Origin of the sequence: Neptuniibacter halophilus, assembly GCF_030295765.1 — a bacterium.
Classification (GTDB): Bacteria; Pseudomonadota; Gammaproteobacteria; order Pseudomonadales; family Balneatricaceae; genus Neptuniibacter; species Neptuniibacter halophilus.
The window spans coordinates 3,892,621-3,913,449 of record NZ_AP027292.1 but is presented as its reverse complement, the minus strand read 5'-3'; the positions used below and the strand labels follow the sequence as shown (position 1 = coordinate 3,913,449).

Here is a 20,829-nt window from a genome sequence, read left to right as displayed (position 1 = left end):
ACCTAAAAAACGGGGCTGATGCCCCGTTTATCTGTCAATCTGCTGCGTACACAGACGCTTAGATTTTTTTCGCCTGCGCTACTGCGTTACCGATGTAACTGTGCGGCGTCAGCTCTTTCAGTGCCTGTTTGGCTTCTTCCGGCATCTCCAGCGTATCAACAAAGGCCAGAATGGTCTCTTTGCTCATATCCTGACCGCGGGTCAGCGCCTTGAGCTTCTCATACGGCTCTTCGATTGCGTAACGGCGCATAACGGTCTGGATAGGTTCAGCCAGTACTTCCCAGGCATTTTCCAGATCTTCGTTCAACTGAGCCGGGTTCAGTTCCAGCTTGCTGATCCCTTTCAGGGAGGACTGATAAGCGATCAGGCTGTAGCCGAAGCCAACACCCATGTTACGCAGTACAGTGGAGTCGGTCAGGTCGCGCTGCCAGCGGGAGATCGGCAGTTTCTGAGCCAGGTGGCCGAAGATCGCGTTGGCGATACCCAGGTTACCTTCAGAGTTTTCAAAGTCGATCGGGTTAACCTTGTGCGGCATGGTGGATGAGCCCACCTCACCGGCGATGGTTTTCTGCTTGAAGTAAGCCTGAGAGATGTAGCCCCAGATATCACGGTCGAAATCGATCAGAATCGTATTGAAACGACACACCGCGTCAAACAGCTCGGCAATATAGTCGTGTGGCTCGATCTGCGTGGTGTACGGGTTCCAGCTCAGGCCAAGGCTTTCAACGAAGTCTTTGGCATTGGCTTCCCAGTCGATATCTGCGTAAGCAGACAGGTGTGCATTGTAGTTACCTACGGCACCGTTGATCTTACCCAGCAGTTCAACGCTTTCGATCTGTTTGATCTGGCGCTGCAGACGATAAGCCACGTTCGCCATCTCTTTACCGACGGTGGTCGGAGAGGCGGTCTGGCCGTGGGTGCGGGAGAGCATTGGCTGCTCGGCGAAATCGCGACCTAACTGGGCGATCTCCTCGGTCACCTGCTGCATCTGAGGCAGAACCACCTGAAGGCCGTTTTTCAGCATCAGCGCGTGAGACAGGTTGTTAATGTCTTCGGAGGTGCAGGCAAAGTGAACAAATTCGTTGATCGCCATCAGTTCAGCGTTGTCTTTGAATTTGTCTTTAATGAAGTACTCAACCGCTTTAACGTCGTGGTTGGTGGTACGTTCAATGGTTTTAACCTGCTCCGCGTCTGCAGGGCCGAAGTTGTCAACGATTGAGTTCAGCAGGGCGTTGGCATCGCTGCTCAGAGGAGGCACTTCTGAAATCTGCGGGTGGGCGGCCAGCTTCTGTAACCAGCGTACTTCCACTTCCACGCGGAAGCGGATCAGACCATATTCACTAAATACATCACGCAGGTCAGCGGTTTTGCTGCCGTAGCGACCATCAACCGGAGAAACGGCAGTCAGTGCGGAAAGCTCCATGAATCGTTCTCTATAAGTTAGGGAAGCTGTGAAAAGACAGGAGCTGTGCTGAAAGACAGGAGCTCAGGGTCTTGTTCAAAGATTCTTCAGGTTAAAAGTAAGGCGCGCATTATAACCGAGAAGCCGGCCTTTTCGTAGGGGCTGGCGGTTGCGCAAACTCAGTTCATAAATTTCTTCAGGGACGGGCGCATACGCGACTTGAAAAACAGCAGGTGCCAGCGTTTTCCGCCTTTTTGCCGCCAGAGCATGGCGCTGCGAATTCCGGCCAGCAACAGGGCGCGAATCTTTGCTGCATTTTCGCTGTTCTGCAGATGTCGCGGGTCGCCGGTAACCTGAATACGGAAGCTGAAGGTGCTGATGGTGTCCTGATACAGACTGGCGATATTGGCGATCACATTCGGGTGGCAGAAGGTGGCCGGGTTCTGCAGTGCATCCGGGTCATCCGGGCTGAAGTAGCGGGCCTGTTCCGAGACCTGATTGAGGCGTTGGGCGATGGTTTGCATCATCTCCGGGTCGGCGCTCAGTTTGCGTTCCAGATGCATCATGCTCAGGGCATACCGGATGACATCTTTGTTGTGCTCGGAACGCGGCTTGTCGATCAGGTCTTTCAGGTTCTGCAGGCCCAGGTGCAGGTTGTAAGGCAGGGCGTCGGCACCGCCAAAAATATCTTCGCTGACAGAGGGATTCAGTTGCATGATGCTGAAGATCGACGTTTCCAGACTGTTCTGTGAAACCATGCCGCGAGTAGCGATCTGCTCTACCAGTGCGGCTGCCTGAAACAGGCCTGCAAGGCCAAGGGTTTGTTCATCATGCATACGTGCCACGGTTCAGTCCTCAGTTAGCAGGCGGCTGTTGGGTCTTGCCGGTGTGTTCGATTACACCACCGCCAAGACAGATGTCAGCGTCATAGATGACGACAGACTGGCCGGGGGTGATCGCCCGTTGCGGCTCGTCAAAACGGATCAGATAGCCGGAATCGCCCTGGCGCTCGATGACACAGTCCTGATCGGACTGGCGGTAGCGCACTTTGGCTTTGCAGCGCAATGGCAGCGCGGGTTCTTCTTCGTTGATCCAGAACAGCTCGTCGGCGGTGAGCCAGTCTGTAAACAGCAGCTCATGTTGTTTGCCCTGTACGGCAACCAGAACATTACGCTCCAGATCTTTAGCGGCAACAAACCAGGGTTCTTCCGGGTAGTCTTTGAGACCGCCAATCTGCAGCCCCTGACGCTGACCGATGGTGTAGTACATGAGCCCTGCGTGCTCGCCAATCTCCACGCCGTCGGGCGTTTCAATTTTGCCCGGTTGTGCCGGCAGGTACTGTTTCAGGAAGTCGCTGAAACGGCGCTCGCCGATAAAGCAGATACCGGTGCTGTCTTTCTTGTTATGGGTGGTCAGGCCGTGTTCTTCTGCCAGCCTGCGAACTTCAGGTTTCTCCAGTTCGCCTACCGGGAACAGCGTTTTCTCAATTTCACGCTGACCGACCTGATGCAGGAAATAACTCTGGTCTTTGTTGTTATCGAGCCCTTTCAGTAACCGGGTTTTGCCATCGCGCTCGCCGCGACGGACATAGTGACCGGTGGCGATCAGGTCGGCACCCAGTTCGACCGCGTATTCGAGAAACGCTTTGAATTTGATTTCACGGTTACAGAGGATATCCGGGTTTGGCGTGCGGCCGGCTTTGTACTCTTCAAGGAAATGTTCGAATACATTATCCCAGTATTCTGCGGCGAAATTGGCGGTGTGCAGAGTGATGCCAAGTTTGTCACACACCGACTGTGCGTCGGCCAGATCCTCTTTGGCAGTGCAGTATTCTGTGCCATCGTCCTCATCCCAGTTTTTCATAAACAGGCCTTCGACCTGATAGCCCTGTTGCATCAGAAGCAGGGCGGAAACTGAGGAGTCAACACCGCCGGACATGCCGACGATCACTTTGGTTTGCTTGGGATCTGTCATCTCTGTATTCGATTCAGTTACTGTGTTCGTGGATTAACTCAAGCGGGTAACGCTGGCCCGCCAGATAATCATCAATGCATTGCAGTACCATCGGGCTGCGCAGTTTTTCTGCCTGAGCGGCCACTTCATCACGGGTCATCCAGACGGCGCGAATAATGCCCTCATCCAGTTTCAGGTCGGGCTCGTGGCGGATGGCGTCGGCAATAAAGCAGGCGCGATGGTAAGTGGTATTGTTGCTGCCCGATTTGTAGACGTAAAAACCAACCAGTGCCTGCGGCCGGATATGCCAGGCCGTTTCTTCAAGGGTTTCACGGCAGGCCGCCTGTACAAAGCTTTCATCTTCTTCAATGTGCCCGGCGGGCTGGTTGAAGACGATCTGACCTGAAGAGTGCTCTTCGACCAGCAGAAACTTCCCTTCCTGTTCAACAATGACGGCTACGGTCGCATGGGGGTACCAGACCATCTTTTCCCTCGGTACTACTCCGAAAATGTTCGGATTAAAGCTGAAAATCAAGCCGCAAACCTTACCATTAAACGGCTTTGTAAGGTAGAGCCGGAGCACTGATTAGAGCGGTCATCGCGGTGATTAAGTGCTATGATCGGGCTCCGGTGTAAGGAGAGACTGATGGCTGATACTGCAATTTATATCCAGAACGAAGAATTTGATATCGGAACCCTGAGTGAGCAGGTCCGGGCGGCGGATGGCAGCAGCGGGGCTCTGGTCACTTTTACCGGAATTGTCCGTGAGCTTGAAGTAGCCGACAGTCATCTGGATGCTCTGTTTCTGGAGCACTATCCGGGCATGACGGAGAAGGCCTTGCATGCGATAGCCGATCAGGCAAGGCAGCGCTGGGAGCTGGGGAATATTGTTATCTGCCACCGGGTAGGGCGCCTGAGCCTGAATGAGAATATCGTTTTTGTGGGTGTGGGCAGTGCGCATCGGCAAAACGCATTTGATGCGGCGCAGTTTATAATGGATTACCTGAAGAAAGACGCGCCGTTCTGGAAAAAAGAGATTACCGATCAGGGCGAGAGCTGGGTTGAGCAAAAACAGAGTGATCTGGATGCTGCAGATAACTGGTAATTGGTAACTTCGCTCAGGCTGAGCCCTCGAACACCACCTGATCTTTACCCAGATCTTTACCCCGGTAAAGGTTCTTGTCAGCTTTATGCAGTACCTGCGACATCGTTTCTTTCCCGCAGGAGACGGCGATGCCGATGGTCGCAGTCACCCGGAGGTCTTCGGGGTAGGCTTCTTGCCGGAACTGAGTCAGTAGTTTTTCGGCGACTGTGCAGGCCTCGGTTTCATCTGTATCCCGACACAGCATGGCAAACTCTTCACCTCCCCAGCGTGCGACAACATCGGAATGGCGTATCTGGCGGTGCAGTACAGTGGCAAAGCGCTGCAGAACCTCGTCACCGGTGTTGTGTCCGTAGCGGTCGTTAACCTGTTTAAAGTTATCGAGATCCATCAGCAGGATAGCGAACCGGCTGCCGTTGCGACGGCTGTTAGCAATCTCTTTGGTGATGCATTCGGCTATAAAGCGGCGGTTGTAGAGGCCGGTCAGTGGGTCGCGCAGGGCCTGGTGGCGGGTATGCTGATACAGTTGCCGGGCTTCGCAGGCCCTTTTCCAGGCGAACCAGACAAACGAGATGGCCAGGCTGAACGCCAGAGGAATCAGCTCATCCAGCTCCCACTCTTCGTGATCTTGTGCAAACTCCACCATCCATTCCAGCATATCGATCCGGGTGAAGATATACAGGCAGAACAGATTAACGACCAAAATCAGAATCAGATCGACTCGGGCACTGGTTTTAAATTCAGATTCACGGCTTGATGGCATCTTACTCTCTATCCGCAGAGATCCGCTAACACGATATCAGGTGGGCCAAAGATCCCTTGGCTAAGCGCTGCTGAACTCCGTCAGGCTCTGTAAGTATAGGATGAGAACGGCTGGCAGGTGCTTTTTAAGGTGATCGGGGTAACGGGGTTAGAGCAGATGTTGATGCAGCGTGAACGGGTCGAGCTGCTGTTCCGCAGCGCGGCTGAGGTGGTGCGTCAGTTTGCGGTAGAGATTGGATTTGAGATTCCAGACATGCCAGTACAGCGGGATGGCAAGGTATTGGCCCGGGCTCATATCAACCACAGCGCCGGATTCAAGAAAGGGGTGGCTCTGCTGATCCGGCACCATACCGCAGGCCATGCCGAGGACGATCATCTGCAGAAAAGATTCTGTGGCCGGTATGCGGTGCCTGGGGTAATCGTTAGGGCCAAGCTGAAAATAGGTGGCCAGATAACGGTTCTGCAGTTCGTCTTTGTTACTGTACTCGGCAACCGGAGCGGCGCGGAACGCTTCACTTGAAACACCGTTTGGAAAATAGCGGGCCAGATAGGCGGGGCTGGCGAGGCAGCGGTAGGGCATCACCCCCAGAGGCAGGCAATTGCAGCCCTGCATGGGGTCCGGGTTGGAGCTGATACAGCCGATGACCTGACCGCTTTTGAGCAGGTGGTGGGTCTGATCCTGATCCTCAACTTTAAGATCAAGCAGCAGGTTCTCCTGCTCCACCAGAGGCTGTACAGCCTCAAGGAACCAGGTACCCAGGCTGTCAGCATTGATACCAATGGAGACCGGTGTAAACCCTGCGCCCATCTGTTGTGACAGTTCCTGCTGCAGTTCCGTTTGCAGCAGGGCAACCTGTCGGTAGTGCTTCAGCAGGTGCTGGCCTGCTGCCGTAGCCTGTACCGGGTTGCTGCGAATCACCAGCGGCTGACCGATCTGTTCCTCAAGCTGGCGCAGGCGCTGCGAAACGGCAGACTGAGAGATATGCAGGCGATTTGCAGCTTTATCGAAGCTGGATTCTTCCAGTATCGCTGCCAGCGCCTGCAGTTGTTTATAGTCGATCATTAGCAAAACCAATTAAGGTAAATTTTATTCAGTTTTGCTGATCCTGATCCGGTCGGCAAGTGAATCTTCAATCTGATTCGCTGCGGGCGTTAAAGTAAACCTGATTTCGCCCCAGATCCTTGGCCTGATACAGGGCCATGTCGGCCTGTTCCATCAGGTGGTCCTCATGGCTGAAGCGCGGATCCAGCTCTGCAACGCCAAAGGTTGAGCTGACTGAAAAGCTGTCACCATCACTGCGGAACAGGCTCTCGGCAAAGCATTTGCGTACCCGCTCTGCAACGGCTGCGGCCTCGGCGGCTTCAGTATCCGGGAAGCAGATGACAAACTCGTCGCCGCCGAAGCGACCGATAAAATCAGAGCTACGGACCTGCTGTTTGAGCACATCGGCAAACCGGCTCAGCACCTGATCACCCATCTGATGGCCGCGGCTGTCATTGACCTGCTTAAAGTGGTCAAGGTCACAAACACAGAGGCTCAGCGGACGCTGTTGCTTAATCGATTGTTCAATCTGCAACTGCAATTGTTCAAAGAAGTGGCGACGGTTGTAGAGATCAGTCAGGGGATCATAGCTGGCGTAGTAGGTGATCTTCTCAATTGCCTGCTCGCGTCCCCGCATCACCTGTCGCATCATCAGCAGCATAATCGCGCCGAGTGAGAATACAAACAGGGTAAAGATAACGACACCTTTGATCACCCAGGCTTCATGTCGCTCAACCGCATGCGCTGAGGCCAGGGTAAAGCGCTGCAGTTCATCCCTCAGGGAGATCAGCTCACGGGTAAGGTCTTTTTCTTCAGCGCTGAGCACATTGATAAAAGCGGGTTGATACTGCTTGTTATCAGTTTTCATCAGGTTGACCATAGATAACACCTGATCCTGATACTGGCGATGCTCGGTAATGATCTGTGAAAGGAGCTGGCGGATCCGGGTTATTTTCTGCCGGGTCGCCTCGCGTGGAGAGTCGAGCATGGCCGAGAGCATGGTATTCAGCTCAGCGGAAGCCTGATCAAACTTATCACCGGTACGGATGAAGCTCTCTTCCAGTATATGAATCATCTGCCGGCGGTGCTGGTCCTCAATCTGGTGAAGCTTTTCGATCAGCAGGGTTTGTTCAAACTGACGATCGATCAGGGGCAATAGCTGAGAGGCCAGGGGCAGATCACGATGGGCGACCTCATAAAATTCTGCTTTAACCTGCTGCATCTGCCAGTAAGCAAAGCCGCCATTGACCAGAATAAGCAGTGCAATGGTGCTGGCCAGACCAAAGATAAGGCGATTGGTTTTGCGGTGCTGTTTTACGCTCATGGGCTCGTTACTACTTGTTAGAATTATTAACGCATTGATTTTAAAGCCGCTGTGATTATAAAGAGAAAACTTTATAAGCACAGCTTTGATCGTGGTGACGGAGGTCTCTGATTTCAATCATAAGAATTTCTAATTATGGATAAGAAATATCAGTTTTACTTACGATGCGGCTTTTTGGATGATGCGCGGCAAATAAATCTGTTGAGTGATTCTGAAATGTTATCGCTGATTACCGCCGCACAAGTGGGGGCATTGCTTAAAGGACTGGCAACCAGCGCCGGCTTGATTGTGGCGATTGGTGCACAAAATGCGTTTGTTCTGAGTCAGGGGTTGCGCCGCCAGTACCACTGGCCGGTAGCGGGGCTGTGTGCTTTCTTTGACATTGTACTGATCAGTCTCGGTGTGGCAGGAATGGGGCTGCTGGTGACACAGTCACCTGTGCTGATGGAAGCGGCGCGCTGGGGCGGGGCTCTGTTCCTGCTCTGGTATGGAGCGCGTTCCTTGCGTTCTGCTTTTCGCGCTCAGCATCTGGGCGCCGAAGGAAAAATGGTAGGCAGCCTTAAGGCGGCGCTGCTGACGACGCTGGCGGTCACGTTGCTGAATCCGCACGCGTATCTCGATACGCTGGTTTTGCTGGGCAGTATCGGAGGCCAGTATCCGGCAGATGAGCGCGGGTGGTTTGCGGCCGGTGCGATCGCATTTTCCTGTATCTGGTTTTTTTCGCTGACGCTGGGGGCGCGTTTTCTGCAACCGGTGTTCAGGCAGCCAAGAGCCTGGCAGGTGCTGGATCTGGTGGTGTGCGGGATGATGTGGGCCATCGCAGCAACGCTGCTCTGGCCCGTGATCGCGACGCCAGTGGCCTGATCAATGTTGTGGATCGAGGTCCTTTGGTTTCTCGTCAGGCCAGTGCTGGTGACGATTGAAGCGTTTTTCCAGAAAGCGGAACAGGAGAATAAGCAGCGCGCTGATGATCAGGTAGATGACGCCGGCGGCAAGGAAGATCTCCAGCGGCGTATAGGTACGGGCAATGATAGTTCGCGCCATACCGGTCAGATCGAGCAGGGTGATGGTGCTGGCCAGTGCGCTGCCCTTCAGCATCAGAATCACTTCATTGCCATAGGAGGGCATCATAATGCCAAACGCCCGTGGCAGAATGATCCGGCGCAACATGAGGGGGTAGCTCATCCCCAGCGCTTTGGCTGCTTCGATCTCGCCTTTAGGAATCGATTGAATGGCGCCACGCAGCAGCTCCGCAATGTAGGCGGCGGTGTGCAGGGCAAACGTGATAATGGCACACCAGTAGGGTTCGCGCAGAATTGGCCAGAGTGCGGAGTTTTTGATGAAGTCGAACTGAGATGCACCGTAATAAACCAGAAAGATCTGAATCAGCAGCGGTGTACCGCGAAAAAAGAAAATATAGGCAAAAGGAAATGCCTGCAGCCAGCTGCGGTGAGATACCCGCATCAACGCCAGTGGGATTGCCAGCATCAGGCCGATAAAGCCGGAAAGCAATACCAGTTCGAGGGTCAGCCAGGCGCCCTGCAACAGGCGTGGAAAATGCTCAATAATGACGTCCCATTCCCAACTCATGCGCGTGCCCCCTGGTAGCCCCGGTTGGCTTTGCGTTCAAGCAGGTGCAGGCCTGCCATAGAGATCGATGTCATAAGCAGATAAACCATGGCAGCGGCAAAATAGAAGGTGAAGGGTTCTTTGGTGTTGCCAACGGCAACGGCTGTCTGGCGCATCAGCTCATCCAGACCGATCACCGACACCAGTGCGGTGTCCTTGAGCAGAACCAGAAACAGATTACCTAAGCCGGGTAGGGCAAGGCGCCATACCTGAGGCAAAATGATGCGGCGGAAAGTTTGAAAGCGGGTCATGCCAAGTGCAACAGCGGCTTCACGCTGGCCTTTTGGAATCTCCTGCATGGCGCTGCGGAACACTTCGGTGGCATAAGCGCCGAAAGCGACACTGAGAGCGGTGACCCCGGCAACGAACGGGCTCAGTTCTATATACTCGTCATAACCGAACAGGCTGGCGATGGCCATCAGTACGGCAGAGGAGCCGAAGTAGATGGTCAGTACCAGAAGCAGTTCCGGCATGCCCCTGACGAGCAGGGTATAGCTGTTGCCCAGGGTGTTGGCAATTTTTGACGAGGATAGTTTCGCCGATGCGCCGATGATGCCGAAAATAAGGCCGACGAAGAGGCTGCAAACTGCCAGTTGTAGCGTGATCCAGGCCCCGCTCATTAAGAGGTGGCCAAAGCCCTGCAGATCCATAATATTTACCTGATGAAACAGGAAAGGCCGCTAACAGCGGCCAAACCTGGTTTTGTGCGTCTGGAACTTAATAGATGGAGAACGGGAAGTACTTAGCGTTGATCTTCTCGTAAGTACCATTTTCCAGAATCACTTTAAGCGCCTGGTTGAAGCGTTCTTTCAGCTCAGAGTCCTGTTTGCGCACGGCGATGGCAATTTTGTCATCGATATCGATCTTGTCGCCGCGGAATTCAAACTTCTGACCCTCTTCAGACTGCAGCCAGTCATAGGCAGGCAGTTTGTCAGACAGGATGGCATCCAGTCGGCCGTTGGCCAGATCCAGATAAGCATTGTCCTGAGTGTCGTACAATTTAACCGTCGCTTTATCGCCCAGGTTATCTTCAAGATACTGACCGGCGATTGTTGCACGCTGTGCGCCAATCACTTTGCCTTCAACCATGGCCGGATCAAACTGGGTGTCTTTACCGGTCACGAAGGTCAGGGAGTTGGAGTAGTAGTGATCAGAGAAGGCAACAACACGGCTACGTTCCGGTGTGATCGACAGGCTGGCGATGATGGCGTCATATTTGCGCGCTTTAAGGCCGGGAATGATGCCATCCCAGTCCTGAGCGACAATGCTGCAGTCAGCTTTCATCTCTGCACAGAGTGCTTTGGCGATATCCACGTCAAACCCGGTCAGCTCACCTTCGGAGTTGATCATATTGAATGGAGCGTAGGCACCTTCGGTTGCGATACGGATCTTATCACCGGCGATAGCAGGGGTTGTAATCGTCGCTGCAACCAGCGCGGCTGCGGTAATCAGTTTTTTAAAGCCCATTTACGTCGTCTCCTTGCGGATGTTTATTATCGTTAGTATACGTTGATTAAAAGTGGCTGCTGAGGAACGCTTTGCAGCGCTCGGAATCGGGGTTGGTGAAAACCTTTTCCGGTTCACCCATCTCTTCAACCTGCCCTTCATGAAGGAATACGATCTGGCTGGATACCTCACGGGCGAATCGCATCTCGTGGGTTACAATCAGCATGGTTCTGCCTTCGGCGGCGAGTTCGCGCATTACATTAAGCACTTCTGCTACCAGTTCAGGATCAAGCGCGGAGGTGGGTTCATCGAAAAGCAGTACCTGAGGTTCCATTGCCAGTGCACGGGCGATCGCAATACGCTGCTGTTGTCCGCCGGAGAGCTGATTCGGGTAGCTGTCGCGCTTTTCATAGAGGCCGACTTTTTTCAGGTAGGATTCGGCAGTCGCACGGGCACTCGCTTTATCCTGTTTAAGGACCTGAACAGGCGCTTCCATAATGTTTTCAATCACGGTCATATGCGGCCACAGATTGAAGTTCTGAAATACAAATCCGATGGAGGCACGCATCCGTTCGAGCTGCTTCTGGTCAGCAGACTGCAATCCACCCTCTTTGGCAGGTTTCAGTTGAAGAGATTCGCCGCTGAAGCTGATCTCGCCAGAGGAGGGAGATTCCAGAAGATTAAGGCAGCGCAGAAAGGTACTTTTACCGGAGCCACTGGAGCCCAGAATAGAGATAACGTCGCCAACCTTCGCGGTCAGGGAGATACCTTTAAGTACCTCAAGGGAACCGTAACTTTTATGGAGGTCATTTATTTCCAGTGCAATCGCTGCATCTGTCATAAAGGGTATATCCCTGTGTTTCTGTTCTGAAAGAAACGGCGCATTACAGCAAAAAGCCTTAACCGGCGCAATGACTTGTTGAGCGTTTAAACACCAACAAAGCACCTGAAGCCGGGTGCGGCGTAGCAATAAATTAAGCGTTCTGGCTTAAGGCTAGTCGATGCCACTGAACAGCGCCTGTATGCATGGTTATTTTCTGCATTTTATTGGCTTTCCAGTGGTAATGCCTATAGCAAAATAATTCACATGTTTGTCAAAAATATTGATTCAGATCGTCATGGGGCCGTGTCCCGAAACCGGGGTCAACGGCGGTTCCGCCGGGCTGGCGGCTAAACCGGACTGCAGTATTTTATAGATCAGGGGGTGGCCGGTTACTGATTTATGTCAGTGTCTGCGAGGGGATTGTTGCCCAGAATAGAGGGCCAGATGCACAAAATAAATATAATCAGGAGCATCATATGACCTTAAGTAGTGAGCTCATCTGGCAGGATCAGCAACACCAGGTTCTTTTTGAACTGATCGACGAGATCAAGGCCGATCATGTCGACAGTACCACCTTTATCCGTCTGAACGATTACGCCGAGCACCATTTCTGTATCGAAGAAGCCTACATGCAGGCGCTGGAATACCCGGAGTATGAGGCTCATCTGCAATCACATAATAAATTCCGTAAAGAACTGCAGCATATGCTGGCAGAACACAGTGAGTATGATGCTCAGTTGCGTGACATGCTGTCAGATTTTCTCTGTGAGTGGCTGCGTCGGCATATTTTTGGTGTCGATAAAAAGTTAGAGGCTTTTATTATGCACTCCGAACGCAAGTGACTGAGTCGGTTCAGGAAATTGGCCCCTTTAGCAATTGTTTTTCCGCAGCGTTTGTTCTAAGTTGCGTTAAACGATAGCTGCGACGAGAAAGGGACTATGCCACTTATCTGTATCAAATCATTGCCTTTCGAGGACGAGATTGATGTTTCGGCAATGATTAAGAGCATTACCGAAGATTTTGCCCGTGGCTCTGAGGTCAGTATTGAACATATTACGGTGACCTGGGAGTTTATACCGGCAAGACAATACTCGGTGGCGGGGTTGCGGCCTGCATCTCAGCCGCAGAGTGGCAGTCACCCGGTTCTGGTGGAGTTACATGCACCAAGCTTCCACAACGACAGCAGTGTAGAAGCGATGATGGAATGTATCGCTTTCTCCATATCCAAACGCAGTGGCGTATCCTACAGCAATATCTTTATCAGCTATCGTAAGGTCAGTTCCGGGCATCTGTTCGACCACGGTGAGGTGGTGCGCTGGAAGTAACCGCCCCGAATCGAGGCGGTTGGAACTCAGTTAGCTCAGTGCAGTTTCATTTTCGGTCGGACAACCTTGCCGACCTTCTCGGCGATATACACCATCATCGCTTTAAAGAAGCCGTGAATCGCAATCTGATGCATCCGGTAGAGTGAGATGTAAACAACCCGGGCAATTTTCCCTTCAATAAACATACTGTTTCCTGTCAGGTTACCCATCAGGCTGCCTACGGTACTGTATCGGCTAAGATTAACCAGTGAGCCATGATCTTTATAGATGAATGATTTCAATGGCTTATTGTTTAGCTGCAGCTCGATATTCTGCTTAACCAGACTAGCCATCTGGTGGGCCGACTGGGCACGGGGAGGCACCCAGCTACCATCGGCCTGCTGACAGGCACAGCAATCGCCGATAACAAAAATATTCTCATCGTTGCTGCACTGCAGAGACGGCTTAACCATAATCTGATTGTTTCGGTTCAGCTCGAATTTATACAGATCGGCGAGGAAATCCGGTGCCTTTACGCCGGCAGCCCAGATCATCATATCCGCTTCCATCAGTTGATCATCAGCGTTGATAAAACCTTCGCTGGTCGCTGACTTAATCATGGTGTTTTCGCAGACTTCTACGCCCAGATGGGTCAGTTCCTTACGTGCAGCAGCGGAAATTCGTCCCGGCAGTGCGGGCAGAATACGCGGGCCGGCTTCTATGAGCTGGACCTTGAGCTGGCTTGCCGTCATCTTACGCAGGCCGTAGGTGTGCAGCATCGTAGTGACATTGTAAAGCTCTGCCGCCAGTTCAACTCCGGTTGCGCCACCACCGACAATGGCAATTTTCAGCACACCCTCGTCCTGCTGGTTGGTGCGCAGAAAGTTATTGATCAGGGCGTCATGGAAACGATCCGCTTGTCTGGCTGTGTCCAGAAAGAAGCAGTTATCCTTAACACCCGGCGTATTGAAATCGTTGCTGACGCTGCCAATCGCCAGAATCAGGGTGTCGTAGTCGAGATGACGTTCGGGAAGCACCTGTTCGCCGTTTTCGTCGAGGATCTCTGCCAGGGTAACGGTCTGCTTCTCCTGATCCAGACCGCAGAAAGAGCCAAGCTGGAACTGATAATAATGTTTGGCTGCATGGGCCGGGTAAACCACTGCGTCAGTGCTGGGGTCGAGTGTACCTGTGGCAACCTCATGTAACAGAGGTTTCCAGATATGGGAACGTTTCTGATCCACCAGTGTGACCTGGATATTAGGGTTTTTACGATAGCGGTGACCCAGTTGGGTAACCAGCTCCAGTCCTCCTGCGCCACCACCGATCACCAGGATGCGATGTGGGTTTTCAATTTTTTTCATGCTGTTAAATCCTTAAAAAATATGGGGTTAATGCCTTGGGGGTGGGCATTAAACCGATATTTTCTAAGTGCTCATACTTTGGTCTTGTCGTTGGGAAATGTAAATACCTACCATGGGAAATGGCGCTAAAGAATGAGAACGGAATAAAACCGACAGGGTGGTAAGTAGTGGGCTGTTGGTGGGAACGCTAAAAACGTTCGGAGGGGCGCAGGGGGTGTTGTACGAATTGCGGCTTCGGAATAAGCTACAGATGAATGTTGATGATAGGGCACAACCTGCCGCTGTTGTTCTCGACAATAGGGAAATTGTATTAATCACGCATAAAGTGGTGAGACGAGAATGAATCTGTCTGAGAGAGAGGGGCAGCCCCTTTCGCTGCGCGCCGGTCTGATCCGGTTTTTTGGGCTTAGTGTCTATCTGGCTGCGGTAGCCGGTGTCATCCATTACAGTGCTGCCAGCCGGGAGGTGGCCGGTGAGAGCTCTCTCATTGAGCAGTTGCAACTGCTGTTTCTGGCGATTACCTGTGTTCTGTTTCTGAAAATAGCGCTGCGTTTTCCGGTGTATCGCCGGGCAGGTTATCTGTTTGCTGCCTTTTTTATCTGTCTGGCGATCCGGGAGATGGATGCGCTGCTGGATCAGATCGTTCATGGTTTCTGGAAATACCCCGCCTGGCTGGTGGCGCTGGTTGCTCTGGCGCTGGCGCTAAGGCAGCGAGAATTGAGTTACCAGAGTATTCGGTGGCTGATCAGTTGCCGGAGCTTCAGTGTGTTGCTCATCGGGCTGTCACTGCTCCTGGTTTTTTCGCGCCTTTATGGCATGTCGGAGTTGTGGCTTGCGGTCATGGGGGAAGCCTTTGTCCGTGATGTTAAAAATCTCTCCGAAGAGGGGATTGAGTTGCTCGCTTACGCATTAATCGCTCTGGCAGCGGCTTGCTACTGGTTTGAAATTTCGCACAGTGTCAGCAAGCAAAGGCCGCAAAAAGAGTGATTCAGCCTTAGTGCAGCGGGTTTGGCCGGTCCGGTTATCAGGCTGTGCTAATCGTGATGGCTGTCAGCCAGAAACGCTGCATCCAGCAATCGCTGTGTATAAGGATTTTGCGGAGACTCGAAGATCTGTTCAGCATCTCCCTGCTCAATCACATCACCATGACGCATAACCAGTAGCTTATGACTGAGGGCTTTCACTACCGCCAGATCATGGCTGATAAACAGGTAGCTGAGTCCGAATTTATGCTGCAGGTTACGTAGCAGGTCAACGATCTGTTTCTGTACGGTCCGATCCAGTGCAGAGGTCGGTTCATCGAGTATGATCAGTTCGGGCTTCAGTACCAGTGCCCGGGCGATGGCAATACGCTGGCGCTGGCCGCCGGAAAACTCATGCGGGTAGCGGTGGCGACTTTCGGGATCGAGCCCAACTTCCTGAAGCACCTCGATAATCTGCTGCTCGTGGGTTGCAGTGGATTCAGACTGATGGATCTGCAGCCCTTCGGCGATAATCTCTGAGACTGACATCCGGGGGCTGAGGCTGCCGTAGGGGTCCTGAAACACAATCTGCATTTTTCGGCGCAGAGGTTTAACTGCCTGTTGATTGAGCTGGCTGAGCTCTGTGCCGGAAAAGCGGATCTGACCCTCACTGCGGATCAGTTTCAGAATGGCCAGACCAAGGGTGGTTTTACCGGAGCCTGACTCACCGACTATGCCCAGAGTTTCACCGCGGTTCAGGGTCAGATCGACCCGGTTGACCGCTTTTATATGCTCACGAACGCGCTGCAGCAGGCCCTGTTTGACCGGGAACCAGACTTTAACTGCCTCTGTCTGGAGCAGGGGTTCATCGGGCCGGGCAACGCTGGCAGGTTTGCCGGAAGGTTCGGCATCGAGCAGCTTGCGGGTATAGGCATGGCCGGGATTATTAAACAGTTGCTGACAGTCAGCATATTCAACCTGCTGCCCCTGATGCATAACGCTGACCCGGTGAGCGTAGCGGCGGACGATATTCAGGTCATGCGTAATCAGCAGAATTGCCATACCGAGTTTCTGCTGCAGTTCCTGTAGTAGCTGCAGAATCTGTTCCTGAATCGTTACGTCCAGAGCGGTAGTCGGTTCATCAGCGATCAGCAGCTCAGGATCATTGGCCAGCGCCATGGCGATCATTACGCGCTGACGCTGCCCGCCAGAGAGTTCGTGAGGATAGCTGTTGAGCCGTTTCTCCGGTTCAGGAATTCCGACCAGACTGAGCAGTTCAATAATCCGGGTGCGGCTCTGTTTCGGGTTCATACCCTGATGGATGCGCAGGTTTTCACCGATCTGTTTGGCGATGGTATGCAGTGGGTTAAGCGAGGTCATTGGTTCCTGAAAAATGACGCTGATCTTATTGCCACGCAACTGCTGCATCTGCACTTCATTTAAGCGCAGCAGATCTTCTCCCTGATAAAGTATTTCGCCTGTCGGGTGGCTGGCTTTGGGGTAAGGCAGCAACTTCAGAATCGACATGGCGGATACGGATTTACCGGAGCCTGATTCGCCTACCAGCGCCAGAGTCTCACCTCTGCGGATATCGAAGCTGACCTGTCTGACCGCATCTACGGCGTGGTTGTCAGCCTGATTAAAGCGGACTGAAAGGTTGCGCACACTTAACAGGGTATCGTTCATGCTACTTTCCTTGGGTCAAATGCGTCGCGTACCGCTTCGCCGATAAAGATCAGCAGGGTCAGCATAACCGACAGGGTCATAAAGGCAGTGACGCCCAGCCAGGGAGCGTGCAGGTTGGTTTTGCCCTGCGCAACCAGTTCACCCAGCGAAGGGCTGCCCGGTGGCAGTCCGAAACCAAGGAAGTCCAGTGCGGTCAGCGTGACCACCGAACCGTTAAAGATGAATGGCATAAAGGTCAGGGTCGCCACCATGGCGTTGGGCAGAATATGGCGAAACATGATCATCCGGTTGCTCAGGCCCAGTGCTCGTGCGGCACGGACATATTCCAGATTACGGCCGCGAAGAAACTCAGCACGGACTACATCAACCAGCTGCATCCAGGAAAACAGCAGCATAATCCCCAGCAACCACCAGAAGTTAGGTTCGACGATGCTGGCCAGAATAATCAGCAGAAACAGAACCGGCAGGCCGGACCAGATTTCGATAAAGCGCTGGAAGAAGAGGTCTACTTTGCCGCCGTAATAACCCTGCACCGCACCGGCAATGACCCCGATAACGGAGCTGGCCAGGGTCAGCACCACCGCAAACAGCACGGAGATACGGAAGCCATAAATGACCCGGGCCAGTACATCGCGAGCCTGATCATCGGTGCCCAGCGGATTATCCCAGCTTGGCGGAGAGGGGGCAGGTACCGGCAGGTCATAATTGATGGTGTCATAGCGGTAGCGAATGGGGGGCCAGAGAATCCAGCCATTACCCTGTTGCTTGATCAGATCCTGAATATAGGGGTCTTTATAATCGGCGGGGCTCGCAAACTCGCCCCCAAAGGTGCGTTCAGTGTACTCTGCCGCGACCGGGAAGTAGAGATCGCCCTGATAGCTGACCACCAGTGGCCGGTCATTCGCCAGAAGCTCGGCAAACAGGGACAGAAGAAACAGGCTGAGGAAGATCCAGAGAGACCAGTAGCCGCGGCGGTTATTGCGGAAATTTTCAATACGACGCTGATTAAGCGGGCTGCAGCGACGGCTTAATACTCCCAGCATTATTGCTCCCTGCTTTCAAAGTCGATGCGTGGATCAACCAGTACATAGGTGATATCGCTGATCAGTTTTAACAGCAGTCCGATCAGGGTGAAAATGTATAAGGTGCCGAATATGACCGGGTAATCACGGTTGATCACGGCCTCGTAGCCAAGCAGGCCGATACCATCCAGTGAGAAGATGACCTCAATCAGCATTGAGCCGGTAAAAAAGATCGAGATCAGCGCGGCTGGCATGCCGGCGATAATGATCAGCATCGCATTACGGAACACGTGGCCGTAGAGTACCTGATTTTCATTCAGTCCCTTGGCCCGGGCGGTCAGTACATACTGTTTGTTGATCTCATCAAGAAACGAGTTTTTGGTGAGCATGGTCAGTGTGGCGAAGCTGCCGATAACAGACGCCAGTACCGGCAGGGTGATATGCCAGAAATAATCCTTAATCTGGCCCCACAGGCTGAGCTGGTCGAAGTCGGGCGAAGTCAGGCCTCGCAGCGGGAACCAGTCAAGCCAGGTGCCGCCGGCGAAGATTACGATCAGCAGGATGGCAAACAGGAAGTTGGGAATCGCATAACCGATAATAATGGCGCTGCTGGTCCAGAGATCGAAAGGGGTGCCGTCCCGGACTGCTTTGCGAATCCCCAGTGGGATCGATACCGCGTAGGTGATCAGCGTAGCCCATAGCCCGAGCGAGATAGAGACCGGGAGTTTTTCGATAATCAGATCCACCACCGACTTGTCGCTGAACAGGCTGTTGCCGAAATCAAACTGAGCGTAGCTTTTCAGCATCAGCCAGAAGCGTTCATAGGCGGGCTTGTCGAAGCCATACATGGCTTCAATTTCACGAATAATTTCCGGGTCCAGTCCGCGCGCCCCGCGGTAGCTGCCTTCGCTGCTGCCTCCGGTTTGTGCCGACAAGTCGTTCTGACTGCCGCTTACCCGGGCGGTGGCTGATACATCGAGGCCCTCAAGCTGAGCGATCGTCTGTTCGACCGGGCCGCCGGGAGCTGCCTGAATAATAATGAAATTAATGGTCAGTATGCCAAGCAGGGTCGGAATGATCAGCAGCAATCGCCGCAGGATATAGGAGGCCATCAGCGTTTGGCTCCCTCATCCTTCGCCCACCAGGTTGCAAAGCCCAGGTCGTAAAGAGGGCGGGTGGCAGGCATGGCGAATTTATCCCAGTAGGCGATCCGGTACTTATTGATATGGTATTGCGGAATAACGTAATGATTCCATTGCAAAACGCGATCCAGTGCCCGGGTGCGCAGCACCAGTTGCTCCCGGTCCGGGGCCTGTATCAGTTGTTCTACCAGATAGTCTACTGCGGGGTTTTTGATGCCGATCAGATTACGACTGCCCTCAGCATCGGCACCGGAAGAGTGCCAGTAATCGCGTTGTTCATTACCCGGTGATGAGGACTGACCGAAGCCGCCGACGATCACATCAAAGTCGAATTTACGCAGCCGGCCGATATATTGAGATACATCGATCAGGCGGATACTGGATTCGATGCCGAGACGCTCCAGATTGCGGATAAAGGGTGCCACTACCCGTTCGAAAGTCGGTGAATAGAGCAGCATCTCTATTTTAAACGGTTTGCCGCTCTGCTGATTGATCAGCTTACCATCGCGGAACTCCCAGCCAGCCTGAAGTAGCAGACGCTTGGCCTGACGCAGTTGGCTGTAGATGCGGCCGTCGCCGTTGGTTTCCGGCGCCCGGTAAACCCGGGTGAAAACCTCTGCTGGTACCTGATCGCGAATCGGTTCGAGAATGTGTAACTCTTTCTCGGTGGGCAGGGCGGTCGCTGCCATCTCTGAGTTAGAAAAAAAGCTGTGGGTGCGGGTGTAGGCGTTATAGAAAATGTTCCGGTTGGTCCACTCAAAATCGAACGCCAGTGCCAGCGCCTGACGAACACGCGGATCGCTGAATTGTTCACGTCGGGTATTCAGGACAAACGCCTGCATGCCGGTAGGATTCTGGTGTTCCAGTTGTTTGACGATGATCCGGCCTTCGTCGAAGGCGGTGCCGGTATAGCTGGTGGCCCAGCGTTTAGAGGAGTTTTCCTGACGGAAATCGTATTCGCCCGCCTTGAAGGCCTCCATGGCTACCGTATCGTCCCGATAATAATCGAAACGGTGGTAATCAAAATTATAGATACCGCGCCGTACCGGCAGGTCTTGTGCCCAGTAATCATCACGTCGTTTGTAGGTGATGCTGCGTCCGGCATCAAACTGATCTATCTGATAGGGGCCTGAGCCCACCGGGCGATCCAGAGAGGGTTTTTCAAAATCTCGTTCCTGCCAGTAGTGTTTGGGCAGAATAGAGACTTCGCCGACAATCAGGGCCAGTTCGCGGTTGGTTGCGTTTTTGAAGCTGAAGCGAACCCGATGCGGGTTCAGGGCTTCAACGGTGTCTATATCGGCATAGTAGGCGCGATAGAAAGGCGCGCCCTTGCTGCGCAGTAGGTCAAAACTGAAAACCACATCATCTGCTGTCAGCGGGTGACCGTCACTGAAACGAGCTTCTTTGCGCAGATTAAAGATGATCCAGCTACGGTCAGCAGGGTATTCAACGCTTTCGGCGATCAGCCCATACAGGGTGAAGGGTTCATCGTGCGCCCGGGCCAGCAAACTGTCGTAGATCAGGCCAAGACCGTCAGCCGGGTTCCCCTTGACGATAAAACCATTGAAACTGTCGAACGTGCCCTGAGCCCATTCCACCACAGTGCCGCCTTTAGGGGCGTGCGGATTGACGTAATCAAAATGGCTGAAGCCGGGTGGGTACTTCATGTCACCGTGCATGGCGATACCGTGACCGGTAAGCACTGCATCGGCACGGCTGAACGCAGCGCAGAAACAGAACAGGGTAAACAGAGTGATGAGTATCGAATGGCGCTTACGATTCCGGTGGATGGCCCTAATCAAGATACTTTTCCTTACTCAGCGCGGATGATTATCACTATTTATATCAGTGAGTTGGCTTGGCCGCCAG

General features: G+C 53.2%; 21 protein-coding genes. 5 read left to right on the top strand and 16 right to left on the bottom strand.

Going from position 1 to position 20,829, the window contains the following annotated elements; translation table 11 throughout:
* Positions 1 to 58: 58 nt before the first annotated feature.
* The 4 genes from purB to QUD59_RS18250 all read right to left on the bottom strand — a co-directional run bounded on the left by purB (position 59) and on the right by QUD59_RS18250 (position 3,839).
* Positions 59 to 1,423, bottom strand: a complete 1,365-nt coding sequence (purB, locus tag QUD59_RS18265; protein WP_286238716.1) for an adenylosuccinate lyase — start codon at positions 1,421 to 1,423, stop codon at positions 59 to 61.
* 158 nt (positions 1,424 to 1,581) lie between these two features.
* A complete protein-coding gene (gene hflD / locus QUD59_RS18260) occupies positions 1,582 to 2,238 on the bottom strand; it encodes a high frequency lysogenization protein HflD (RefSeq protein ID WP_350227810.1) in 657 nt (218 codons plus the stop codon).
* A gap of 19 nt (positions 2,239 to 2,257) precedes the next feature.
* On the bottom strand, positions 2,258 to 3,376 hold the full coding sequence (mnmA, locus tag QUD59_RS18255; RefSeq protein ID WP_286238714.1) for a tRNA 2-thiouridine(34) synthase MnmA: 1,119 nt from the start codon (positions 3,374 to 3,376) through the stop codon (positions 2,258 to 2,260).
* 13 nt (positions 3,377 to 3,389) lie between these two features.
* Positions 3,390 to 3,839: an NUDIX hydrolase gene (locus QUD59_RS18250; protein ID WP_286238713.1), complete on the bottom strand. Its 450-nt coding sequence runs from the start codon at positions 3,837 to 3,839 to the stop codon at positions 3,390 to 3,392.
* Positions 3,840 to 4,001: 162 nt separating this feature from the next.
* Here QUD59_RS18250 and moaE point away from each other — a divergent pair, with 162 nt between their 5' ends.
* Positions 4,002 to 4,460, top strand: a complete 459-nt coding sequence (gene moaE, locus QUD59_RS18245) for a molybdopterin synthase catalytic subunit MoaE (RefSeq protein ID WP_286238712.1) — start codon at positions 4,002 to 4,004, stop codon at positions 4,458 to 4,460.
* Positions 4,461 to 4,473: 13 nt separating this feature from the next.
* Here the strand turns inward: moaE and QUD59_RS18240 are convergent, their stop codons facing one another.
* The 3 genes from QUD59_RS18240 to QUD59_RS18230 form a co-directional block, all read right to left on the bottom strand.
* Positions 4,474 to 5,220 carry a GGDEF domain-containing protein gene (locus QUD59_RS18240; RefSeq protein WP_286238711.1) on the bottom strand — a complete coding sequence of 249 codons (747 nt, stop codon included), beginning with the start codon at positions 5,218 to 5,220 and terminating at the stop codon, positions 4,474 to 4,476.
* A 147-nt stretch (positions 5,221 to 5,367) separates the two neighbouring features.
* Positions 5,368 to 6,282, bottom strand: a complete 915-nt coding sequence (locus tag QUD59_RS18235) for a LysR family transcriptional regulator ArgP (RefSeq protein ID WP_286238710.1) — start codon at positions 6,280 to 6,282, stop codon at positions 5,368 to 5,370.
* 67 nt (positions 6,283 to 6,349) lie between these two features.
* Positions 6,350 to 7,585, bottom strand: coding sequence for a GGDEF domain-containing protein (locus QUD59_RS18230; protein ID WP_286238709.1), 1,236 nt, complete (start codon positions 7,583 to 7,585; stop codon positions 6,350 to 6,352).
* 216 nt (positions 7,586 to 7,801) lie between these two features.
* On the opposite strand from QUD59_RS18230, the gene QUD59_RS18225 reads away from it, so the two are divergent.
* Complete coding sequence (locus QUD59_RS18225; RefSeq protein ID WP_286238708.1) at positions 7,802 to 8,449, top strand: LysE/ArgO family amino acid transporter; 648 nt, start codon at positions 7,802 to 7,804, stop codon at positions 8,447 to 8,449.
* Here the strand turns inward: QUD59_RS18225 and QUD59_RS18220 are convergent, their stop codons facing one another.
* From QUD59_RS18220 to QUD59_RS18205, 4 genes are all read right to left on the bottom strand, one after another.
* Positions 8,450 to 9,175, bottom strand: coding sequence for an ABC transporter permease (locus QUD59_RS18220; RefSeq protein ID WP_286238707.1), 726 nt, complete (start codon positions 9,173 to 9,175; stop codon positions 8,450 to 8,452). It abuts the gene before it with no gap.
* Positions 9,172 to 9,864 (bottom strand): ABC transporter permease, encoded by a 693-nt coding sequence (locus QUD59_RS18215; protein ID WP_286238706.1) that lies wholly within the window; start codon positions 9,862 to 9,864, stop codon positions 9,172 to 9,174. Before QUD59_RS18215 ends, QUD59_RS18220 begins: the two co-directional genes overlap by 4 nt.
* Positions 9,865 to 9,931: 67 nt before the next feature.
* Complete coding sequence (locus tag QUD59_RS18210) at positions 9,932 to 10,681, bottom strand: ABC transporter substrate-binding protein (RefSeq protein WP_286238705.1); 750 nt, start codon at positions 10,679 to 10,681, stop codon at positions 9,932 to 9,934.
* Positions 10,682 to 10,727: 46 nt separating this feature from the next.
* Positions 10,728 to 11,501, bottom strand: a complete 774-nt coding sequence (locus QUD59_RS18205) for an ABC transporter ATP-binding protein (RefSeq protein ID WP_286238704.1) — start codon at positions 11,499 to 11,501, stop codon at positions 10,728 to 10,730.
* 458 nt (positions 11,502 to 11,959) lie between these two features.
* Here QUD59_RS18205 and QUD59_RS18200 point away from each other — a divergent pair, with 458 nt between their 5' ends.
* The gene (locus tag QUD59_RS18200; RefSeq protein WP_286238703.1) at positions 11,960 to 12,325 is read left to right on the top strand and encodes a hemerythrin family protein; all 366 of its coding nucleotides are present in this window, start codon (positions 11,960 to 11,962) and stop codon (positions 12,323 to 12,325) included.
* Between the two features lie 96 nt (positions 12,326 to 12,421).
* A complete protein-coding gene (locus QUD59_RS18195) occupies positions 12,422 to 12,808 on the top strand; it encodes a tautomerase family protein (protein ID WP_286238702.1) in 387 nt (128 codons plus the stop codon).
* A 35-nt stretch (positions 12,809 to 12,843) separates the two neighbouring features.
* Here QUD59_RS18195 and QUD59_RS18190 read toward each other — a convergent pair whose 3' ends face one another.
* A complete protein-coding gene (locus QUD59_RS18190; protein WP_286238701.1) occupies positions 12,844 to 14,148 on the bottom strand; it encodes an NAD(P)/FAD-dependent oxidoreductase in 1,305 nt (434 codons plus the stop codon).
* A 339-nt stretch (positions 14,149 to 14,487) separates the two neighbouring features.
* Between QUD59_RS18190 and QUD59_RS18185 the strand changes: the two genes are divergently transcribed.
* Positions 14,488 to 15,135, top strand: coding sequence for a hypothetical protein (locus QUD59_RS18185; protein WP_286238700.1), 648 nt, complete (start codon positions 14,488 to 14,490; stop codon positions 15,133 to 15,135).
* 47 nt (positions 15,136 to 15,182) lie between these two features.
* On the opposite strand, the gene QUD59_RS18180 is transcribed toward QUD59_RS18185, so the two are convergent.
* From QUD59_RS18180 to QUD59_RS18165, 4 genes are read right to left on the bottom strand one after another with little or no spacing between them, the layout of a single operon-like run.
* Positions 15,183 to 16,796: an ABC transporter ATP-binding protein gene (locus tag QUD59_RS18180; protein WP_286238699.1), complete on the bottom strand. Its 1,614-nt coding sequence runs from the start codon at positions 16,794 to 16,796 to the stop codon at positions 15,183 to 15,185.
* Complete coding sequence (locus tag QUD59_RS18175; protein WP_286238698.1) at positions 16,793 to 17,839, bottom strand: ABC transporter permease; 1,047 nt, start codon at positions 17,837 to 17,839, stop codon at positions 16,793 to 16,795. Before QUD59_RS18175 ends, QUD59_RS18180 begins: the two co-directional genes overlap by 4 nt.
* Positions 17,839 to 18,930 carry a microcin C ABC transporter permease YejB gene (locus QUD59_RS18170; RefSeq protein WP_286238697.1) on the bottom strand — a complete coding sequence of 364 codons (1,092 nt, stop codon included), beginning with the start codon at positions 18,928 to 18,930 and terminating at the stop codon, positions 17,839 to 17,841. Before QUD59_RS18170 ends, QUD59_RS18175 begins: the two co-directional genes overlap by 1 nt.
* Positions 18,930 to 20,762, bottom strand: coding sequence for an extracellular solute-binding protein (locus tag QUD59_RS18165; protein ID WP_286238696.1), 1,833 nt, complete (start codon positions 20,760 to 20,762; stop codon positions 18,930 to 18,932). The genes QUD59_RS18170 and QUD59_RS18165 overlap by 1 nt, the downstream gene beginning before the upstream one ends.
* Positions 20,763 to 20,829 lie beyond the last annotated feature (67 nt).

Excerpts from the sequence above, each read along its gene's own strand:
- purB (WP_286238716.1), bottom strand. The coding sequence starts at position 1,423 with ATGGAGCTTTCCGCACTGACTGCCGTTTCTCCGGTTGATGGTCGCTAC.
- hflD (WP_350227810.1), bottom strand. The coding sequence starts at position 2,238 with ATGCATGATGAACAAACCCTTGGCCTTGCAGGCCTGTTTCAGGCAGCC.
- mnmA (WP_286238714.1), bottom strand. The coding sequence starts at position 3,376 with ATGACAGATCCCAAGCAAACCAAAGTGATCGTCGGCATGTCCGGCGGT.
- QUD59_RS18250 (WP_286238713.1), bottom strand. The coding sequence starts at position 3,839 with ATGGTCTGGTACCCCCATGCGACCGTAGCCGTCATTGTTGAACAGGAA.
- moaE (WP_286238712.1), top strand. The coding sequence starts at position 4,002 with ATGGCTGATACTGCAATTTATATCCAGAACGAAGAATTTGATATCGGA.
- QUD59_RS18240 (WP_286238711.1), bottom strand. The coding sequence starts at position 5,220 with ATGCCATCAAGCCGTGAATCTGAATTTAAAACCAGTGCCCGAGTCGAT.
- QUD59_RS18235 (WP_286238710.1), bottom strand. The coding sequence starts at position 6,282 with ATGATCGACTATAAACAACTGCAGGCGCTGGCAGCGATACTGGAAGAA.
- QUD59_RS18230 (WP_286238709.1), bottom strand. The coding sequence starts at position 7,585 with ATGAGCGTAAAACAGCACCGCAAAACCAATCGCCTTATCTTTGGTCTG.
- QUD59_RS18225 (WP_286238708.1), top strand. The coding sequence starts at position 7,802 with ATGTTATCGCTGATTACCGCCGCACAAGTGGGGGCATTGCTTAAAGGA.
- QUD59_RS18220 (WP_286238707.1), bottom strand. The coding sequence starts at position 9,175 with ATGAGTTGGGAATGGGACGTCATTATTGAGCATTTTCCACGCCTGTTG.
- QUD59_RS18215 (WP_286238706.1), bottom strand. The coding sequence starts at position 9,864 with ATGGATCTGCAGGGCTTTGGCCACCTCTTAATGAGCGGGGCCTGGATC.
- QUD59_RS18210 (WP_286238705.1), bottom strand. The coding sequence starts at position 10,681 with ATGGGCTTTAAAAAACTGATTACCGCAGCCGCGCTGGTTGCAGCGACG.
- QUD59_RS18205 (WP_286238704.1), bottom strand. The coding sequence starts at position 11,501 with ATGACAGATGCAGCGATTGCACTGGAAATAAATGACCTCCATAAAAGT.
- QUD59_RS18200 (WP_286238703.1), top strand. The coding sequence starts at position 11,960 with ATGACCTTAAGTAGTGAGCTCATCTGGCAGGATCAGCAACACCAGGTT.
- QUD59_RS18195 (WP_286238702.1), top strand. The coding sequence starts at position 12,422 with ATGCCACTTATCTGTATCAAATCATTGCCTTTCGAGGACGAGATTGAT.
- QUD59_RS18190 (WP_286238701.1), bottom strand. The coding sequence starts at position 14,148 with ATGAAAAAAATTGAAAACCCACATCGCATCCTGGTGATCGGTGGTGGC.
- QUD59_RS18185 (WP_286238700.1), top strand. The coding sequence starts at position 14,488 with ATGAATCTGTCTGAGAGAGAGGGGCAGCCCCTTTCGCTGCGCGCCGGT.
- QUD59_RS18180 (WP_286238699.1), bottom strand. The coding sequence starts at position 16,796 with ATGAACGATACCCTGTTAAGTGTGCGCAACCTTTCAGTCCGCTTTAAT.
- QUD59_RS18175 (WP_286238698.1), bottom strand. The coding sequence starts at position 17,839 with ATGCTGGGAGTATTAAGCCGTCGCTGCAGCCCGCTTAATCAGCGTCGT.
- QUD59_RS18170 (WP_286238697.1), bottom strand. The coding sequence starts at position 18,930 with ATGGCCTCCTATATCCTGCGGCGATTGCTGCTGATCATTCCGACCCTG.